Source organism: Xenophilus sp. Marseille-Q4582 (genome assembly GCF_916700565.1).
In the GTDB taxonomy this organism is placed as follows: domain Bacteria; phylum Pseudomonadota; class Gammaproteobacteria; order Burkholderiales; family Burkholderiaceae_C; genus Xenophilus.
In genome coordinates this window covers 641,467-657,856 of sequence record NZ_CAKAKO010000003.1, presented here as the reverse complement: position 1 = coordinate 657,856, position 16,390 = coordinate 641,467, and the positions used below count along the sequence as shown (strand labels likewise).

Here is a 16,390-nt window from a genome sequence, read left to right as displayed (position 1 = left end):
GGAGGAAGGTGGAAGGGAAGCAGCCTCGGGGGTCGGTGGAAAGGCCTTTTCGTACGCCAAGTATGGAAGCGGGTTGGCTACCATCGGGTCCAGTCCGGGACACCCCAGGGTCAGGGTTTTCACCCGATGGCGCCTGGCGGCCCGCCGCCTTCATCCCCTGCATTCATGACATGAGTATGGTTCAGCGCCCGCTGCCCCCCGCCGCGACCGAACGCTTCCACAGCCGGCGCGAGGCCATCCTGGTGGCCGCGGCGCAGGAGTTCGACCAGCACGGCATCCGTGGCGTCACGCTGGCGGGCGTGGCGGCGCGCGTGGGCCTGCAGAAGGCCAGCCTCAACTACTACTACCGCCGCAAGGAGGACCTGGCGGCCGACTGCATGCTGCGCTCCGTGCTGGCGCTGCGCGCCGTGGTCGACGCGGCGCTGCGGCAGCCTTCGGCGCCCGCGCGCATCCGTGCGGTGCTGGCAGGCCAGGCCGCCCTGCTGGCCGAGGTGGCTGAGGGCGGCCGCGGCGCGCTGCTGTCCTTCAACGAGATCCGCGCGCTCGCGCAGCCGCAGGGCGAGCGCGTCTTCGAGGCCTACCGCCAGCTCTTTCGCAGCTTGCGCCAGTGCTTTCCCGCCTCGCTGGGCTGGAGCCGGGCGCTGCGCAATGCGCGCACGCACCTGCTCCTGGTGCTGGCCAACGGCATGCGGGCCTGGATCGGCCGCTACGAGCCGGCCGACTACGCCTGGGCCGCGCAGCACCTGGCCGACATGCTGCTGCACGGCCTGGCCGCGGCGCCGCGGCACTGGCACGAGCGGCCCGGCCCGCAACTGGAGGTGGGCTGCAGCGCGGCGCCGGCGAGCGACGTGCGCGAAGCCTTCCTGCAGGCGGCCACCGCGCTCATCAACGAGCAGGGATTTCGCGGCGCCTCCATCGACCGCATCGCGGCGCAGCTCCATCGGACCAAGGGGGCCTTCTACCACCACCACGCGAACAAGGACGAACTGATCGCCCAGTGCTTCGAGCGCAGTTTCGCCATCGTGCGCGGCGTGCAGTCGGCCGCGATGGCGCGCACGGACTCCGGGTGGGAGCGCCTGCTGGCGAGCACGCGCGCGCTGGCGCTGTTCCAGCTCTCGGACCGCGGGCCCTTGCTGCGCGGCTCGGCGCGCAACGCGCTGGCCGAAGGCGCACGGCAGGGCGCCGTGCAGCGCGGCGACCGGCTGACCGAGCGCTTTGGCCTCTTCGTGGTCGGCGGCATGGGCGAGGGCGCCATCGCCCCGGTGGACGCAGGCCTGGCGGCGCAGCAGGTGGCCTGCCTGATCAACGCGGCGTCCTCGCTGCGCTGGTGGGTGCCGGGCATCCGCCCGCAGGAGGTGCTGCCGCTGTTCGTGGAGCCGCTGTTCCTGGGGCTGCTGAGGCCGCCTTCGGCGCCCCCGGCCTGAGCCGGGGCGCGCGGCGCGTCAACGCGGGGCGTCGCGGCGCGCGGGCAGCGGCTCGGGCTTGAGCTGCGCCAGCATCAGCGGCCGCTCGCGCCAGCGGCCCCAGCGGTAGTAGCCGTAGGCCAGCAGGGCGGAGGTGAGGCTGCCGAAGGGAAAACTCCACCAGATGGCCGCTTCGCCCAGCCAGGGCTTGAGCCCCAGCGCGAAGGGCACGCGCAGGGCCCACATGGTGACGATGAAGATCAGGGTGGGCGCGAGCATGGCGCCGTTGGCGCGCACCATGGCCGACAGGCCCATGGTCACGGCCAGCGCGATCCAGCCCCACAGCACGATGAAGTTGATGCGGCGCGCCTGCTCGAGCACCTCGCCCCCGGCCGGGATGAACAGGCGCAGCGGCAGTTCGCCGAACACCGCCCCCAGCCCGTAGATGAGCAGCGTGCCGCCCCCGGCAACCGCCAGCCCCACCCCGCAGCCGTGCCGCGCGATGCGCTCCACGCGCGCCCAGTGGCCGGCGCCGATGTTCATGGCGGCCATGGCCGACATCGAGGCAGCCAGCGCGTTGCTGGGCATCTGCACGTAGGTCCACAGCTGCGCCGCCCCGCTGTAGGCCGCCGCGGTGGCCGCGCCATAGGTGTTCACCTGGCCCAGCAGCACGAAGTAGGCGCCCTGTGTGACGATGGATTCCAGCCCCACCGGCAGCGCGCGCCGCACCATGAGCGACAGCAGCGCCGGTTCGGGCCGCAGGTGGCGCAGGTCCTTGCCGTGCAGCGCGATGGGCAGGCGGCGGTGGTAGACATAGGCCAGCAGCGCGGCCAGCGCGGCCCCGGCGGCGATCAGGTTGGCCAGGCCCACGCCCGCGATGCCCGTGCCCGGCAGCAGGCCGCCCAGGCCGGTGAGAAGCGCCGGCACGAGCAGCACCGACAGCGCGATCCACACCAGCGTGAAGCGAAAGGGCGTGCGCGAGTCGCCGGCGCCGCGCATCATCATCACCGTCACGAGGTAGACGAAGATGGCGGGCATCGACAGGCAGGTGTAGCGCACGTGGGCGACGGCGAAGCCGTGCGATTCCGGCGGCGTGCCCAGCCCCTCGATGAGGACCGGCGCCAGCGCCCAGCCCGCCGCCGCCACCAGCAGCGAGAAGCCGGCCACGAAGGTCAGCGCGCAGCCCGTCACGCGCTTGACGGCCGCCATGTCGCCCGCGCCCAGCGACTGGCCGATGGCCACGCCGGCGGCGGTGCCGATGCCCATCACCGCGCCCATGAGCATGAACAGCAGCACCGTCGCCGTGGCCACCGCCGTGAGCGCGTTGGCGCCCAGCACCTGCCCCACCCACACCGCCGACCAGGTGCCGGCCGCCGCGTGCAGCAGGTTGGTGGCCAGCAGCGGCCAGGCGAAGCGCAGCAGCGTGGGCGTGATCGGCCCGGCCACGAAGCGGCTGGCCAGGACGGGGGCGGGCGCGGGCGCGCTCACAGGCCGGGCTTCGGGGCCTGTGCGGCTGCCTGGGCTTGCGCCTGCCCCGGCGCGATGGCAGCCAGCGCCGCCTGCCGGATCTCGCGCTTGAGGATCTTGCCCGAGGGCGTGCGCGGCAGCGGCTGCGCCGAGACCTGGATGTAGCGCGGGATCTCGAAGCGCGCCAGGTGCCCGGCCAGGAAGCCACGCAGCGCCTCCACGTCCAGCTGCGGCGAACCGTGCACCGTGGCGCCCACTTCCTCGCCCAGGCGCTCGTCGGGCACGGCGTACACCGAAGCCTCGTGCACGTGCGGGTGCATGAGCAGGGCCGCCTCCACCTGGCCGCAGCCGATGTTCTCGCCGCCGCGGATGATCAGGTCCTTGAGGCGGTCGACGATGAAGAGAAAGCCTTCCTCGTCCAGGCAGGCGATGTCGCCGGTGCGGAACCAGCCCCCGGGCAGGAAGGACTGGGCGTTGGCCTCGGGCCGGTTCCAGTAGCCCGGGAAGACGGAGGTGCCGCGCACCAGCAGCTCGCCGCGCTGGCCGGTGGGCAGCGCCTCGCCCCGCTCGTCGATGATCTTCAGCTCCAGCACCTGCGAGCAGCGGCCGGAGCTGGCGGGCCGCGCCAGGTAGTCCTCGCCGCCGATGCCCACGCCGATGGCGTTGGTCTCGGTCATGCCCCAGCCCGTGGCGGGCTGGGCCTGGCCGAAGCTCTGCGCGATCTGGCGCACCTGCTCGGGCGCGCGCGGCGCGCCGCCACCGCCCACCAGCAGCAGGCAGCTCAGGTCATGGCGCTTCTCCTTCGCGACCCGGATCAGGTCGCCTGTCATCGCCGCGGGTGCGGCGCAGGAGGTGAGGCGTTCGCGTTCGATGAGCTGGGCGGCGAGTTCGGCGTCCCAGCGGTACATGGCGACCATGCGGCGCTGCGCGCGGTAGCCGGCCAGGTAGGAGGTGTGCAGCCCCGAGACGTGGAACAGCGGCACCGCCAGCAGGGTGCCGGGGTTCTGCGCTGGCGCGGGTTCCAGCCCCGCCACGCGCTCGCCGATGGCCGCGTCCAGTTCCCACGACAGCAGGGCCGACAGCACGTTGCGGTGCGTGGACACCACGCCCTTGGGGTGGCCGGTGGAGCCGGAGGTGTAGAGGATCGTCGCGTAATCCTCGGGCTGGATATCCGCCGGGGGCATGGGCACCTCGCCCACGGCGTCGACCAGCGCCCTCAGCGAGCGCGCGCCGGCCGGCAGATCGGTGCAGCGCACGGCCAGGCATTGCAGATCGGGCAGCGCCGCGCGCACGCCGGGCTGCGACAGGCGCTGCAGGCGCTCCGCGTCGGCCAGCACCACGTTCGCACCGCTGTCCTGCAGGCCGTAGGCCAGCTCGTCGGCTTGCCAGTGGCCGTTCATGGCGACGGCCACGGCGCCGATGCTGGTGATGGCCGTGAAGCCCAGCACCCATTCCGGGTAGTTGCGCATCGCGATGGCCACGCGGTCGCCGGGCCGCACGCCGCAGTCGTGCACCAGCACATGGCCGATGCGGCTGGCGTCGGCCCAGGCCTGGGCGAAGGTCCAGCGCTCGTCCTCGTAGACCAGGAAGGGCAGGTCGGTGGCCGTGGCTTCGTACATCGGGCGCAGCGAGGGCGGTGCGTTGACGAAGACCCGCTGGCGCTGGCCGCGGATGGTGGCATCGGCCAGCGCATAGGGCATGCCGGGCGCCGTCAGTTCGGCAATGGCTTGCGGGCGGGTCATCGGCGTGGCCATGGGATTCCTTCCAGAAAAGGGGGATGCGTGGTCAGTGGTAGGCGGCCAGGGCCTCGTCCAGCGCACGCTCCAGGTCCTGGGCGCTGGCGGCGTGGGACAGGCGGGTGCACAGCGGGCGGTAGCGCAGCAGGGCGCTGTCGCCGGTGCCCCAGCGGCCCGGCGGCTCGGGGCTGAGCCACACCACGCGCTTGGCGCGGCCGGCGAGTTCGGCGAACAGGTCCAGCCGCGGGTCGGCGCCGTTGCTGCGGCCGTCGCCGAGCACGATCACGGTGGTGCGGCGGTCGATGGCGTCCCAGTGGCGGTCGTGCAGGTCCTGCCAGGCCTGGCCGTAGTCGGTGGCGCCGCTGCCCACCTCCTTGAGGATCAGCGCCATCGCATCGTCGAAGGGCAGGTGCTCCAGCGGCGCCGTCACGTCCTTGAGCCGGCTGGAAAAGGCGAAGCTGCGCAGGTCGCCCACGCTGTCGTGCAGCGCATAGAGAAAGAGCAGCAGGAAACGCACATGGGTGGCCACGGAGCCCGACACGTCGCACACGGCGACGATGCGCGGCCGGTCGCGGCGGCGCTGCTTCCAGACCAGCTTGAAGGGCACGTCGTCATGGCCCGCGTTGGCGCGCATGGAGCGCCGCAGGTCGAGCCGGCCATGCAGCACCACCTTCTGCCGGCGCGCGTGCTGCTGGGCCAGCTTGCGCGCCATGCGGGCCACGGCCGCCTTCATGCGTTCCATCTCGGCCGGCGCCATGCGGCCGATGGGGCGGTTGACGGCGACCTCGGTCATGAAAGCCTCGGTGGCCGGCTTGCCGAAGAGCTCGAAGCGCTGCTGCACGAGCGCGCGCGCGTGCTGGCGCAGCGCATCGCGTGCCTGCGTGAGCCGGTGCACCTCGGCATCCGCGGCGGATCCCGGCTCAGCCATGCGCTGGGCGATGCGCGCTTCGAGCGGCGCGATGCCGAGGGCGGCCAGCGTCTGGCTGGTGAGATAGGGCGCCTGGGTGGCGAAGCGGATGTCGTCCACGCCGGCCTGTGCCGCGGCGCGGGCCAGCGCGCTGCGCAGGGCGTCGCTGGCCTGGCCGCCGGCCTGCGGCGTGGCGAGGGCGATCAGGGCGTCCACGGCGGTGTCGCCGGTGCGGCCGGGCGTTCGGCCGGCCACCTGCCCGCGGTCGGCACCGGCCTGCGGTGCGGCGGCGGGCGCGCTGAAATACAGATCGAAGAGCCGGTCGTGGATCTGCTTGTCCTCTTCCGACTTGGCCAGCACCACACCCAGGGCCGACTTGAGGTTGGCGCGGTCCGCGTAGCCCAGCAGGGCCACGGTGCGCGCGGCGTCGATGGCCTCGGCCGGCGAGGCTTCGGCGCCCGCGGCCCGCAGCGCGCGCACGAAGCCGGCCAGGATGCTGTCCATGGCCGGCGTCAGGTGGCGGCAGTGGTCTTGCGCGTCGGTGCGGCCGCGCTGGCCACCGCCGCCTGCGTGAGCGCGCCCAGGCGCGCGTCCACCTCGCGGATGTCGGATTCGCGCTTGAGCAGCACGCCCAGCGTGTCGCGCACCAGCGACTCGTCGAGCACGGGCGCGTGCATCAGCACCAGCGTGCGCGCCCAGTCCACCGATTCGGCGATGGAGGGCGGCTTGCGGATGTCGTCGTGGCGCAGCGCCTGGACGAAGGCCACGAGCTGCGCGAGCAGAGCGTCGGCCAGGCCCGGCACGCGGGCGCGCAGCACGCGCTGCTCCAGCGCGGGGTCGGGAAAGCCGATGTGCAGGTGCAGGCAGCGGCGCTTGATGGCGTCGCCCAGCTCGCGCGTGTTGTTCGAGGTGAGGATGACCAGCGGCGGCGTCTTCGCGCGGACGGTGCCGATCTCGGGGATCGTGACCTGGTAGTCGGCCAGCACCTCCAGCAGCAGGGCCTCGAAGGATTCCTCGGACTTGTCGATCTCGTCGATCAGCAGCACGCTGCCGCCGGGCTGTTCCATGGCCTGCAGCAGCGGCCTCGGTTCCAGGAATTCGCGCGAGAAGAACAGGTCCTGGAAGCCGGCGAGCTTCTGGAAGGCGCCTTCGAGCGTGTCGGTGCCGTCGGTGAGCAGGCCGATCTTTTCCTTGAGGATCTGCGTGTACAGCAACTGCTTGCCGTACTTCCATTCGTACAGCGCGCGGCTGTCGTCCAGGCCTTCGTAGCACTGCAGGCGCAGCAGCGAGAAGCCGAGCGCGCGCGCGGCCGAGACCGCCAGTTCGGTCTTGCCGACGCCGGCCGGGCCTTCGATGAGCACCGGCTTGCGCAGGTGATGGGCCAGGTAGACGGCCGTGGCGATCTGGCGCGTGGCGATGTAGCCCACGCCGGCCAGCGATTCGATGACGGCCTCGATGGAACCCAGCCCGGGCGGGGTGGACGGCGCAGCTTTGGAATTCATCCATCGAGTATGGAAGGCGGCGGCGGGTGCGGCTATCGAGCGCGGGACACCCAGTCAAGGGGTTTACCCTTGGCCGGCCGGGCAGGGATTCGGCGCGGCGGTATGGGCCGTCTGCGATGGCGCACCCGGCCCCGCGAAGCCCTTCACACCGCCGTCTGGCCTCGCAGTTGGCGCGTGACCGGGTGCGAGCTGGACAGCCCGCCGTCCACTGCGATGGCCTGGCCGTTCACATAGCTGCTCTGGTCCGAAGCCAGGAACAGCGCCACGTTCGCCAGCTCTTCGGGCTGAGCCGCGCGGCGCAGCGGGTTGAGCCTGCCGATCTTGTGCGTCACGCCCTTCTCGGTGGCGTAGTCGAAGGTGGGCTTGGTCATGCCGGTCTCGGTCAGGCCGGGGCAGATGGCGTTCACGCGCACCTGGGTGTCGCTCAGCTGCTGGGCCGAGACCATCACCAGGTTGATCACGCCGGCCTTGGAGGCCGAATAGGCCGGCCCGCCCGCGCCGGAGCGGATGCCGGCCACCGACGCGGTGACGATGATGGAGCCGCCGCGCCCGGCATCGGCCATCACCTGGCCGGCGTGCTTGATCATGAGCCAGGGGCCGATCAGGTTGACGCGCAGCACTTCGGTCCAGGCTTCGGTCGTGGTTTCGAAGATGCTGGCCATGTCGCCCGAGATGCCGGCGTTGGCGAAGGCGACATCGAGCTGGCCGTACCGTTCGAGTGCGGTGGCGACGAGCTTGGCCACGTCGGCTTCCACGCCGGCATTGACCTGCAGCGCCACGGCCTGGCCGCCGGCCTCGGCCACGCGGCGCGCCGTCTCGTGCACGGCTTCGGTTTTGTCGCCCAGCACGAGCCGCGCGCCCTCCGCCGCGAAGCGCAGCGCCGACGCGCGCCCGATGCCCGAGCCCGCGCCCGTGATGATGGCGGTCTTGCCGCTGAGTTGTTCCGACATGTGGCGTGCCCTGCTGGGAGTGATCGATGCAAGCCGGGCAGTCTTCCAAAGCAGGGCGGGCGCGGCCATCACTTGCGTGACAGCGGGCAGGCGCATGCGGCCCGCGGCGCAGGGCCGGGAAGGCCCGGCGCGTGGTTCAGTGGTGCGCCTTGTCGCCCGCGGCGTGCATCAGCTTGTCGGTGTACGCGATGGCCAGGGCCGACAGCAGGAAGGCCAGGTGGATCACGGTCTGCGCGATGAGCACCTTGTCGGTGTAGTTGCCGGCGTTGATGAAGGTCTTGAGCAGGTGAATGGAGCTGATGCCGATGATGGACAGGCCCAGCTTGACCTTGAGCACCGAGGCGTTCACGTGGCTCAGCCATTCGGGCTGGTCCTCGTGGCCTTCCAGGTCCATGCGGCTCACGAAGGTCTCGTAGCCGCCCACGATCACCATGATGAGCAGGTTCGAGATCATGACCACGTCGATCAGGGCCAGCACCACCAGCATGATCACCGTCTCGTTGAGCGCGGTGGGCATGACGTCGGGCTTGTAGCCGATGCTGGTGATCAGGGCCTGCAGGGCGGTCTGGTTGCCGAACGCGGCCTCCACCAGGTGCCACAGCTCGACCATGAAATGCATCACGTACACGGCCTGTGCCACGATCAGGCCCAGGTACAACGGAAGTTGCAGCCAGCGGCTGGCGAATATGAAACGGGGCAGGGGGCGCATGCGCGAGGCGCGCGCGGCGTGCGAATCCACGGGGGAGGGGGCGGACATCGGGGGTGGGAAAAGACAGGGAGCTGCGGATTCTAGGGGGCGCAATGGGGCCTAACCCGCAGTCCGGAGTGCGTCGGGCGCGGCCCGGTCCCCGGCGTCCTCGTGCGGGAGAAGGCGCCGGCAGGGGCACGTCAGTCCACCGTAAGTGGCGCGCACCACAGTCCCGGCCGGGCCCGCAGGCGGCGGGCCGGGCGGGCGTTGCCGCGGGTGCGACACTGCCGGGCTACAACGACATCTGGAGAGACACGCATGAGTTCCCCCTCGACCATCGAATCCGTGCTGGTGGAAAACCGCGTCTTCGAACCCGATGCGCGCGCGCAGCACGGCGCGCGCATCGCCGGCATGGCGGCCTACGAGGCGCTGTGCCGGGAGGCGGAGACCGACTTCGAAGGCTTCTGGGCCCGGCAGGCCCGCACCCACCTGCAGTGGACAAAGCCCTTCGCGCGCACGCTCGACGAATCCAACGCCCCCTTCTACAAATGGTTCGACGACGGCGAACTCAACGCCAGCGCCAACTGCCTGGACCGCCACATCGGCACGCCCGTCGAGCACAAAACTGCGATCGTCTTCGAGGCCGACGACGGCGCGGTCACGAAGGTCACGTACAAGGAACTGCTCGCGCGCGTGAGCCAGTTCGCCAATGCGCTCAAGGCGCAGGGCATCGCCAAGGGTGACCGCGTCATCGTCTACATGCCCATGACCATCGAGGGCGTGGTCGCGATGCAGGCCTGCGCGCGCATCGGTGCCACGCACAGCGTGGTGTTCGGCGGCTTCTCGGCCAAGGCACTGCAGGAACGCATCATCGATGCCGGCGCCAAGGCGGTGATCACGGCCAACTTCCAGCTGCGCGGCGGCAAGGAGCTGCCGCTCAAGGCCATCGTCGACGACGCCATCGCGCTGGGCGGCTGCGACACGCTGAAGACCGTGCTGGTGTACGAACGCACGCCCTCGGCCTGGAACAAGGTCGAAGGCCGCGACAGGACCTTTGCCGAAGCGCTCCAGGGCCAGAGCGACGAATGCGCGCCCGTGCCGGTGAACGCCGAGCACCCGCTCTTCATCCTCTACACCTCCGGCTCCACCGGCAAGCCCAAGGGCGTGCAGCACGCCACCGGCGGCTACCTGCTGTGGGCCAAGATGACGATGGAGTGGACCTTCGACATCCGGCCGGAGGACGTCTTCTGGTGCACCGCCGACATCGGCTGGATCACCGGCCACACCTACGTCGCCTACGGTCCGCTGGCTGCGGGCGCCACGCAGGTGGTGTTCGAGGGCGTGCCCACCTTCCCGCACGCGGGCCGCTTCTGGCAGATGATCGAGAAGCACCAGGTCACGGTCTTCTACACCGCGCCCACCGCGATCCGCTCGCTCATCAAGGCCGCGGATTCCGACGAGAAGGTGCATCCGAAGAACTGGAACCTGGACAGCCTGCGCATCCTCGGCTCGGTGGGCGAGCCCATCAACCCCGAAGCCTGGATGTGGTACCACCGGAACGTGGGCCACGAGAAGTGCCCCATCGTCGACACCTTCTGGCAGACCGAGACCGGCGGCCACGTCATCACGCCGCTGCCCGGCGCCACGCCGCTGGTGCCGGGCTCGTGCACCTTGCCGCTGCCGGGCATCATGGCCGCGATCGTCGACGAGACGGGCAAGGACATCCCCAACGGCTCGGGCGGCATGCTGGTCATCAAGCGGCCCTGGCCCTCGATGATCCGCACCATCTGGAACGACCCCGAGCGCTTCAAGAAGAGCTACTTCCCCGAGGAGATGGGCGGCACCATCTACCTGGCCGGCGACGGCGCGGTGCGCAGCGCCGACCGCGGTTATTTCCGCATCACCGGGCGCATCGACGACGTGCTCAACGTCTCGGGCCACCGCCTGGGCACGATGGAGATCGAATCCGCGCTCGTCGCCAAGACCGACCTCGTCGCCGAGGCCGCGGTGGTCGGCCGCCCCGACGACGTGACGGGCGAGGCGGTGTGCGCCTTCGTCGTGCTCAAGCGCGCGCGTCCGACCGGCGACGAGGCGAAGGCCATCGCCAACGAACTGCGCAACTGGGTGGCCAAGGAGATCGGCCCCATCGCCAAGCCGAAGGACATCCGCTTCGGCGACAACCTGCCCAAGACGCGCAGCGGCAAGATCATGCGGCGCCTGCTGCGCTCCATCGCCAAGGGCGAGGCCATCACGCAGGACACCTCCACACTGGAGAACCCCGCCATCCTGGATCAACTGGCGCAGGCCAACTGATCCGGTCGCGCCGCCGGCGCGGGCGCGAAGCGCTCGCGGGGTCCGACGGCGCTCCCATCGGGAAGGCGATTGAGGTGCCGGCACAACCCCGCCCCGCTCGATCTGCCGGCCCCGGCCCGCTGAAGCCCTCGGCGCCCGCAGATTCCCAGCACGCGCGAATGCCTGACGCCCGGCCCGGGCCCGCGGCTGACACGGCTGCGGGCCGCTTTGCGTTACAAACCCGGCTTTCGTACAGATAGGAGAGGGCGCCATGGGCGTGCGTACAGGCATTTTGTTGGTGGTGGTCTTGCTGATCGCGGGGCTGGCTGCCCTGAACTGGGGCACGCTGGCCGCGCCCACGGCGGTGTCGCTGGGCTTCATGCAGGTCACGGCGCCGCTGGGCCTGCTGATGCTCGGGCTGACGACGCTGCTGGGCCTGATGTTCCTCGTGTACGTGATCTACATGCAGGGCACGGTGCTGCTCGACGCGCGCCGCCACACCAAGGAACTGCAGGCCCAGCGTGAGCTGGCCGACAGGGCCGAGGCCTCGCGCTTCACGGAGCTGCGCAACTTCCTGGCCGAGCAGGAGCAGCAGCACATGGCCCAGAACGGCGAGCGCCACGCCGCCCTGCTGGCCCGCATCGAGCGGCTGGAAGAGGCGCTGCGTGTGCGAGCCGAGCAGGCCGACCAGACGCTCGCGGCCCACATGGGGCAGCTCGAGGACCGGCTGGACCGTCGTGCGATGGCGGCCGCCCCGGCGCTGGGCGAAGGCGCGCTGCTGCGCTGAAGCAGCAGGGCCGCCGGAAGCCGCCGAGGCCCGGGCGCGGCGGCTTCGTGGATTGATGAGGCTTCAATGCGCCCGCAGGACCCACGCGGCCAGCTTGCGTGCCTCGGCCTCGCTGACCTGGGTGTTGGCCGGCATGGGCACCGGCCCCCAGACGCCCGAACCGCCCTTGAGGATCTTGGCGGCCAGAAGGCTTTCCGCACCTTCCTGGCTCCTGTAGCGCGCGGCGATGTCCTTGAACGAAGGGCCGATCACCTTTCGCTCGGCGGTGTGGCAGCTCATGCAGTTCTTGGCGCGCGCCAGCGCAAGGTCCGCCTGCGCGGGGGCCGCAAAGGCGGCTGCGGCGGCCAGCGACAGGGCGGGCCAGAAGCGGGGCAGGCGCGAGCAATGCATGGGGAATGGCCGGCGGGCTGAGTTACATTCGTTTCAACAATTGTAGGGAGCGGCCCCTGGGGGCCGCACGAGCGCACAGCGGTGCGGAGGGGTTGCCATGGGGTTTCTCGTCATCGGGGTGCTGGGCGTGCTGCTCAAGTACCTGGAAATCGGCTTCGTCGCCACCTGGAGCTGGTGGATCGTGCTGATTCCGTTCGGCCTCGCGCTGGCCTGGTGGGCCTGGGCCGATGCATCGGGCTACACCAGCCGCAAGGCCATGGAGCGCGACGAGCGTCGCAAGCAGGCGCGCATCGAACGCCAGCGCAGCCAGCTGGGCATGCTCAACAGCAAGTCGGGCCGCGGCAGGCGGCGCTGAGGCCGCACGAAGCGGACAGAAAAAAGGGGCGCCGCGGCGCCCCTTCCAGCTTCTGCCAGGGCGGCCTGGCGGCCCCACCAGGCCCTCACTGCGGCTGGAAGCCGCTGGCCTTGATGATGCCTTCCCAGGTCTGCGTGTAGCTGCGCACGCGGCCGGCGAACTGGCCTTGGGTCTCGTAGTTCACGTGCAGGCCCATTTCGGTCAGCTTCTTGTGGGTTTCGGGGTTCGCCAGCACTTTCTGCAGCGCAGCGCTGAACTTGTCGATCACGGGCTGGGGCGTGCCCACCGGGGCGAAGACGCCATACCAGGGGTAGTCGTTCAGATTCTCGAAGCCCAGTTCGGTGAAAGTGGGCACGTGCGGCAGCAGCGGGTCGCGCTTGGCGCCGATGGCAGCCACCACGCGCAGTTTGCCCGTGCGCTGGAGTTCCATCAGATCCTGCGTGCCGGCGATCCCCGCCGCGATCTGGTTGCCCATCATGTCGGCCAGCATGGGCGCGCCGCCGCGATAAGGGGCCGCCTGGACGTCCACGCCGTATTTCTTGGAAATCAGCTGTGTCAGGAAGACCGGGATCGAGTTGGGCGCAGGAACGCCGATGGAGTCCTTGCCGCCGCGCTGCGTCCTGACCCACTGGATGTATTCCTGGATGGTCTTGGCCGGGGTGCCGGCCGACACGGCCAGCACGTTCGAGAACGTGGCGATGCCGGCCACGGGCGTGAAATCCGAGGCCGGGTTGAAGCCCGGGTTCTTGGTCACGGCCGGCAGGATGGAGATCGTGTGGTCGTGCGACACGAGGAAGGTATGGCCATCGGCGGGCGAACTCTTGAGCACCTGCGCGGCGATCTGGCCGCCCGCTCCTGCGCGGTTCTCCACCACCACCGGCGCGCCCAGTTCGTCCTTGAGCTTGTCGCCGATCGCGCGGGCCAGCGCATCGGTGCCGGCGCCGGCCGGGAAACCCACCAGCAACTTGATGGGGGCACCCGGCTGGGCCTGCGCCAGGCTGGCCGCGAGCAGGGCGCTCGCCAAGAAGGTGCGACGCAGCAGTCGCGAAACGTGGGACATGTTCTCGAAACCCATGGTTACTCCTGAAAAGGTGAATGATGCCTGGATCGTCAGCAAGAAGTACGCCTGTTTTCCCTGAGTGGTCCATTGATCCATAGGAGAAACGTGCGCTGTCGTGCGCGCGGCAGCGGGCGCGACGCACAGAGGGCGGCTTGAAGAGCCGCCGCGCGGTCCCTATATCCATGGCAGTCCGGAGGTTTTCCCACCCATGCGTCAAGACAAACTCACCACCAAGTTCCAGGAAGCCCTGGGCGACGCGCAGTCGCTCGCCCTGGGCCATGACAACGCCTACATCGAACCCGTGCACCTGCTGCTGGCCATGCTGCGCCAGGACGACGGCCCGCGCGCGCTGCTCGAGCGCGCCGGCGTCAACGTGCAGGGCCTGGCCATTGCCGCCGAAGGGGCCGTCAAGCGGCTGCCGCAGGTGCAGGGCCACGACGTGGTCCAGGTCGGCCCGGAGCTGGCCAAGCTGCTGCAGGCGACCGAGAAGGAAGCCATCAAGCGCAACGACCAGTTCATCGCCGGCGAGCTGTTCCTGCTCGCCGTGGCCGACAGCAAGGCCGACGTGGGCCAGCTCGCCAGGCAGCATGGCCTCGCGCGCAAGAGCCTCGAGGCCGCCATCGATGCGGTGCGCGGCGGCCAGGGCGTGAACAGCGCCGATGCCGAAGGCCAGCGCGAAGCGCTCAAGAAGTACACGCTCGACCTCACCGAGCGTGCCCGCCAGGGCAAGCTGGACCCGGTGATCGGCCGCGACGAGGAGATCCGCCGCGCCATCCAGGTGCTGCAGCGCCGCTCCAAGAACAACCCCGTGCTCATCGGCGAGCCTGGCGTGGGCAAGACCGCCATCGTCGAAGGGCTGGCGCAGCGCATCGTGGCCGGCGAGGTGCCCGACTCGCTCAAGGGCAAGCGCGTGCTGAGCCTGGACATGGCCGCGCTGCTGGCCGGCGCCAAGTTCCGCGGCGAGTTCGAGGAGCGCCTGAAGAACGTGCTCAACGAGCTGGCCAAGGAAGAGGGCCAGACCATCGTCTTCATCGACGAGCTGCACACCATGGTGGGCGCCGGCAAGGCCGAGGGCGCGATGGACGCCGGCAACATGCTCAAGCCCGCCCTCGCGCGCGGCGAATTGCACTGCGTGGGCGCGACCACGCTCGACGAATACCGCAAGTACATCGAGAAGGACGCCGCGCTGGAGCGCCGCTTCCAGAAGATCCTGGTGGGCGAGCCCAGCGTGGAGGCGACCATCGCCATCCTTCGCGGCCTGCAGGAAAAGTACGAGGTGCACCACGGCGTGCAGATCACCGACCCGGCCATCGTGGCCGCGGCCGAGCTGTCCGACCGCTATGTCACCGACCGCTTCCTGCCCGACAAGGCCATCGACCTGATCGACGAAGCTGCGGCCAAGATCAAGATCGAGATGGATTCCAAGCCCGAGGTGATGGACCGGCTCGACCGCCGCCTGATCCAGCTGCAGATCGAGCGTGAAGCGGTGCGCCGCGAGAAGGACGAGGCCTCGGTCAAGCGTTTCGCGCTGATCGAGGAGGAGATCGCCAAGCTGCAGAAGGAGATCGCCGACTACGACGAGATCTGGCAGGCCGAGAAGGCGCAGGCCCAGGGCAGCGCGCAGATCCGGGAAGAGATCGACAAGATCAAGTTCCAGATCAAGGAGTTCGAGCGAAAAGGCGACTTCAACAAAGTGGCCGAGCTGCAATACGGGCAACTGCCCGGGCTGGAAAAGCGCCTGAAGGAAGCCGAGGCCAGCGAGGCGAACAAGAACGGCTCGAACAAGCCGACGCTGCTGCGCACGCAAGTGGGCGCCGAAGAGATCGCCGAAGTCGTGAGCCGTGCCACGGGCATCCCGGTCGCCAAGATGATGCAGGGCGAGAAGGAGAAACTGCTGCAGATGGAAGGCAAGCTGCATGAGCGCGTCGTGGGGCAGGACGAGGCCATCGCGGCCGTGTCCAACGCCATCCGCCGGTCGCGTTCGGGCCTGTCCGATCCGAACCGGCCGACCGGCTCCTTCCTGTTCCTCGGCCCCACCGGCGTGGGCAAGACCGAGCTGTGCAAGGCGCTGGCGGGCTTCCTTTTCGACAGCGAGGACCACCTCATCCGCATCGACATGAGCGAGTTCATGGAGAAGCACTCGGTCGCGCGCCTCATCGGCGCGCCGCCCGGCTACGTGGGCTACGAGGAGGGCGGCTACCTGACGGAAGCCGTGCGCCGCAAGCCCTACAGCGTGGTGCTGCTCGACGAGGTGGAAAAGGCGCACCCCGACGTCTTCAACATCCTGCTGCAGGTGCTGGACGACGGCCGCCTGACCGACGGCCAGGGCCGCACCGTGGACTTCAAGAACACGGTGATCGTGATGACCAGCAACATCGGCTCGCCGCTGATCCAGGCGATGGCCGGACGCGACCTGCAGGACATCAAGGACGCGGTGTGGGACGAACTCAAGAACCATTTCCGCCCCGAGTTCCTGAACCGCATCGACGAGACGGTGGTGTTCCACGGCCTCAATGCGGAGAACATCGCGGCGATCGCGCGCATCCAGCTGGATGTGCTGGAAAAGCGCCTGGCCAGGATGGACATCGGCTTCGAGGTGGCGCCCGGTGCGCTGGCCGAGATCGCCAAGGTCGGCTTCGACCCCGTCTTCGGTGCCCGGCCGCTCAAGCGTGCGATCCAGCAGCGCATCGAGAACCCGCTGTCGAAGCTGCTGCTCGAGGGGGCCTTCGGCCCCAAGGACACGGTGCGCGTGACCAGCGACCCGATCCAGTCGCCCGGCGTGTTCGGCTTCGAAAAGCGCGCGGCGGGGGCGGGCGTCGGGGAACCTGCGGCCGATGAGGTAGCCTAACCCGC

Annotated in this window: 13 protein-coding genes; 5 read left to right on the top strand and 8 right to left on the bottom strand. The window is 70.1% G+C overall.

All coding sequences use genetic code 11. The features are described 5' to 3' along the window. Window positions 1-170: 170 nt before the first annotated feature. Window positions 171-1,424: a TetR/AcrR family transcriptional regulator gene (locus LG388_RS13620; RefSeq protein WP_225783261.1), complete on the top strand. Its 1,254-nt coding sequence runs from the start codon at window positions 171-173 to the stop codon at window positions 1,422-1,424. A gap of 18 nt (window positions 1,425-1,442) precedes the next feature. On the opposite strand, the gene LG388_RS13615 is transcribed toward LG388_RS13620, so the two are convergent. The 6 genes from LG388_RS13615 to LG388_RS13590 all read right to left on the bottom strand — a co-directional run bounded on the left by LG388_RS13615 (window position 1,443) and on the right by LG388_RS13590 (window position 8,722). Continuing rightward, complete coding sequence (locus LG388_RS13615) at window positions 1,443-2,891, bottom strand: MATE family efflux transporter (protein WP_225783260.1); 1,449 nt, start codon at window positions 2,889-2,891, stop codon at window positions 1,443-1,445. Then, complete coding sequence (locus LG388_RS13610; RefSeq protein WP_225783259.1) at window positions 2,888-4,624, bottom strand: class I adenylate-forming enzyme family protein; 1,737 nt, start codon at window positions 4,622-4,624, stop codon at window positions 2,888-2,890. The genes LG388_RS13615 and LG388_RS13610 overlap by 4 nt, the downstream gene beginning before the upstream one ends. A gap of 31 nt (window positions 4,625-4,655) precedes the next feature. Continuing rightward, window positions 4,656-6,017 carry a VWA domain-containing protein gene (locus LG388_RS13605; RefSeq protein WP_225783258.1) on the bottom strand — a complete coding sequence of 454 codons (1,362 nt, stop codon included), beginning with the start codon at window positions 6,015-6,017 and terminating at the stop codon, window positions 4,656-4,658. Between the two features lie 8 nt (window positions 6,018-6,025). Continuing rightward, window positions 6,026-7,015 (bottom strand): MoxR family ATPase, encoded by a 990-nt coding sequence (locus LG388_RS13600; protein ID WP_225783257.1) that lies wholly within the window; start codon window positions 7,013-7,015, stop codon window positions 6,026-6,028. A gap of 143 nt (window positions 7,016-7,158) precedes the next feature. Beyond that, a complete protein-coding gene (locus LG388_RS13595; RefSeq protein WP_225783256.1) occupies window positions 7,159-7,965 on the bottom strand; it encodes an SDR family NAD(P)-dependent oxidoreductase in 807 nt (268 codons plus the stop codon). A gap of 136 nt (window positions 7,966-8,101) precedes the next feature. Further along, window positions 8,102-8,722 (bottom strand): TIGR00645 family protein, encoded by a 621-nt coding sequence (locus LG388_RS13590; RefSeq protein ID WP_225783255.1) that lies wholly within the window; start codon window positions 8,720-8,722, stop codon window positions 8,102-8,104. 249 nt (window positions 8,723-8,971) lie between these two features. Here LG388_RS13590 and acs point away from each other — a divergent pair, with 249 nt between their 5' ends. Then, complete coding sequence (gene acs, locus LG388_RS13585) at window positions 8,972-10,966, top strand: acetate--CoA ligase (RefSeq protein WP_225783254.1); 1,995 nt, start codon at window positions 8,972-8,974, stop codon at window positions 10,964-10,966. A gap of 250 nt (window positions 10,967-11,216) precedes the next feature. Continuing rightward, window positions 11,217-11,732: a LapA family protein gene (locus LG388_RS13580; RefSeq protein WP_225783253.1), complete on the top strand. Its 516-nt coding sequence runs from the start codon at window positions 11,217-11,219 to the stop codon at window positions 11,730-11,732. 63 nt (window positions 11,733-11,795) lie between these two features. Here LG388_RS13580 and LG388_RS13575 read toward each other — a convergent pair whose 3' ends face one another. Next, a complete protein-coding gene (locus tag LG388_RS13575) occupies window positions 11,796-12,122 on the bottom strand; it encodes a c-type cytochrome (RefSeq protein WP_225783252.1) in 327 nt (108 codons plus the stop codon). Between the two features lie 97 nt (window positions 12,123-12,219). Between LG388_RS13575 and LG388_RS13570 the strand changes: the two genes are divergently transcribed. Next, on the top strand, window positions 12,220-12,477 hold the full coding sequence (locus LG388_RS13570; protein WP_225783251.1) for a TIGR04438 family Trp-rich protein: 258 nt from the start codon (window positions 12,220-12,222) through the stop codon (window positions 12,475-12,477). 85 nt (window positions 12,478-12,562) lie between these two features. Here the strand turns inward: LG388_RS13570 and LG388_RS13565 are convergent, their stop codons facing one another. Next, complete coding sequence (locus LG388_RS13565) at window positions 12,563-13,537, bottom strand: Bug family tripartite tricarboxylate transporter substrate binding protein (protein WP_225783250.1); 975 nt, start codon at window positions 13,535-13,537, stop codon at window positions 12,563-12,565. 208 nt (window positions 13,538-13,745) lie between these two features. Here LG388_RS13565 and clpB point away from each other — a divergent pair, with 208 nt between their 5' ends. Then, the gene (gene clpB / locus LG388_RS13560) at window positions 13,746-16,385 is read left to right on the top strand and encodes an ATP-dependent chaperone ClpB (protein WP_225783249.1); all 2,640 of its coding nucleotides are present in this window, start codon (window positions 13,746-13,748) and stop codon (window positions 16,383-16,385) included. Window positions 16,386-16,390: the final 5 nt, after the last annotated feature.

Bases quoted from the DNA above. Each gene is read 5' to 3' on its own strand.
- LG388_RS13620 (WP_225783261.1), top strand. From the start codon at position 171: ATGAGTATGGTTCAGCGCCCGCTGCCCCCCGCCGCGACCGAACGCTTC.
- LG388_RS13610 (WP_225783259.1), bottom strand. From the start codon at position 4,624: ATGGCCACGCCGATGACCCGCCCGCAAGCCATTGCCGAACTGACGGCG.
- LG388_RS13605 (WP_225783258.1), bottom strand. From the start codon at position 6,017: ATGGACAGCATCCTGGCCGGCTTCGTGCGCGCGCTGCGGGCCGCGGGC.
- LG388_RS13600 (WP_225783257.1), bottom strand. From the start codon at position 7,015: ATGAATTCCAAAGCTGCGCCGTCCACCCCGCCCGGGCTGGGTTCCATC.
- LG388_RS13595 (WP_225783256.1), bottom strand. From the start codon at position 7,965: ATGTCGGAACAACTCAGCGGCAAGACCGCCATCATCACGGGCGCGGGC.
- LG388_RS13590 (WP_225783255.1), bottom strand. From the start codon at position 8,722: ATGTCCGCCCCCTCCCCCGTGGATTCGCACGCCGCGCGCGCCTCGCGC.
- acs (WP_225783254.1), top strand. From the start codon at position 8,972: ATGAGTTCCCCCTCGACCATCGAATCCGTGCTGGTGGAAAACCGCGTC.
- LG388_RS13580 (WP_225783253.1), top strand. From the start codon at position 11,217: ATGGGCGTGCGTACAGGCATTTTGTTGGTGGTGGTCTTGCTGATCGCG.
- LG388_RS13575 (WP_225783252.1), bottom strand. From the start codon at position 12,122: ATGCATTGCTCGCGCCTGCCCCGCTTCTGGCCCGCCCTGTCGCTGGCC.
- LG388_RS13570 (WP_225783251.1), top strand. From the start codon at position 12,220: ATGGGGTTTCTCGTCATCGGGGTGCTGGGCGTGCTGCTCAAGTACCTG.
- LG388_RS13565 (WP_225783250.1), bottom strand. From the start codon at position 13,537: ATGTCCCACGTTTCGCGACTGCTGCGTCGCACCTTCTTGGCGAGCGCC.
- clpB (WP_225783249.1), top strand. From the start codon at position 13,746: ATGCGTCAAGACAAACTCACCACCAAGTTCCAGGAAGCCCTGGGCGAC.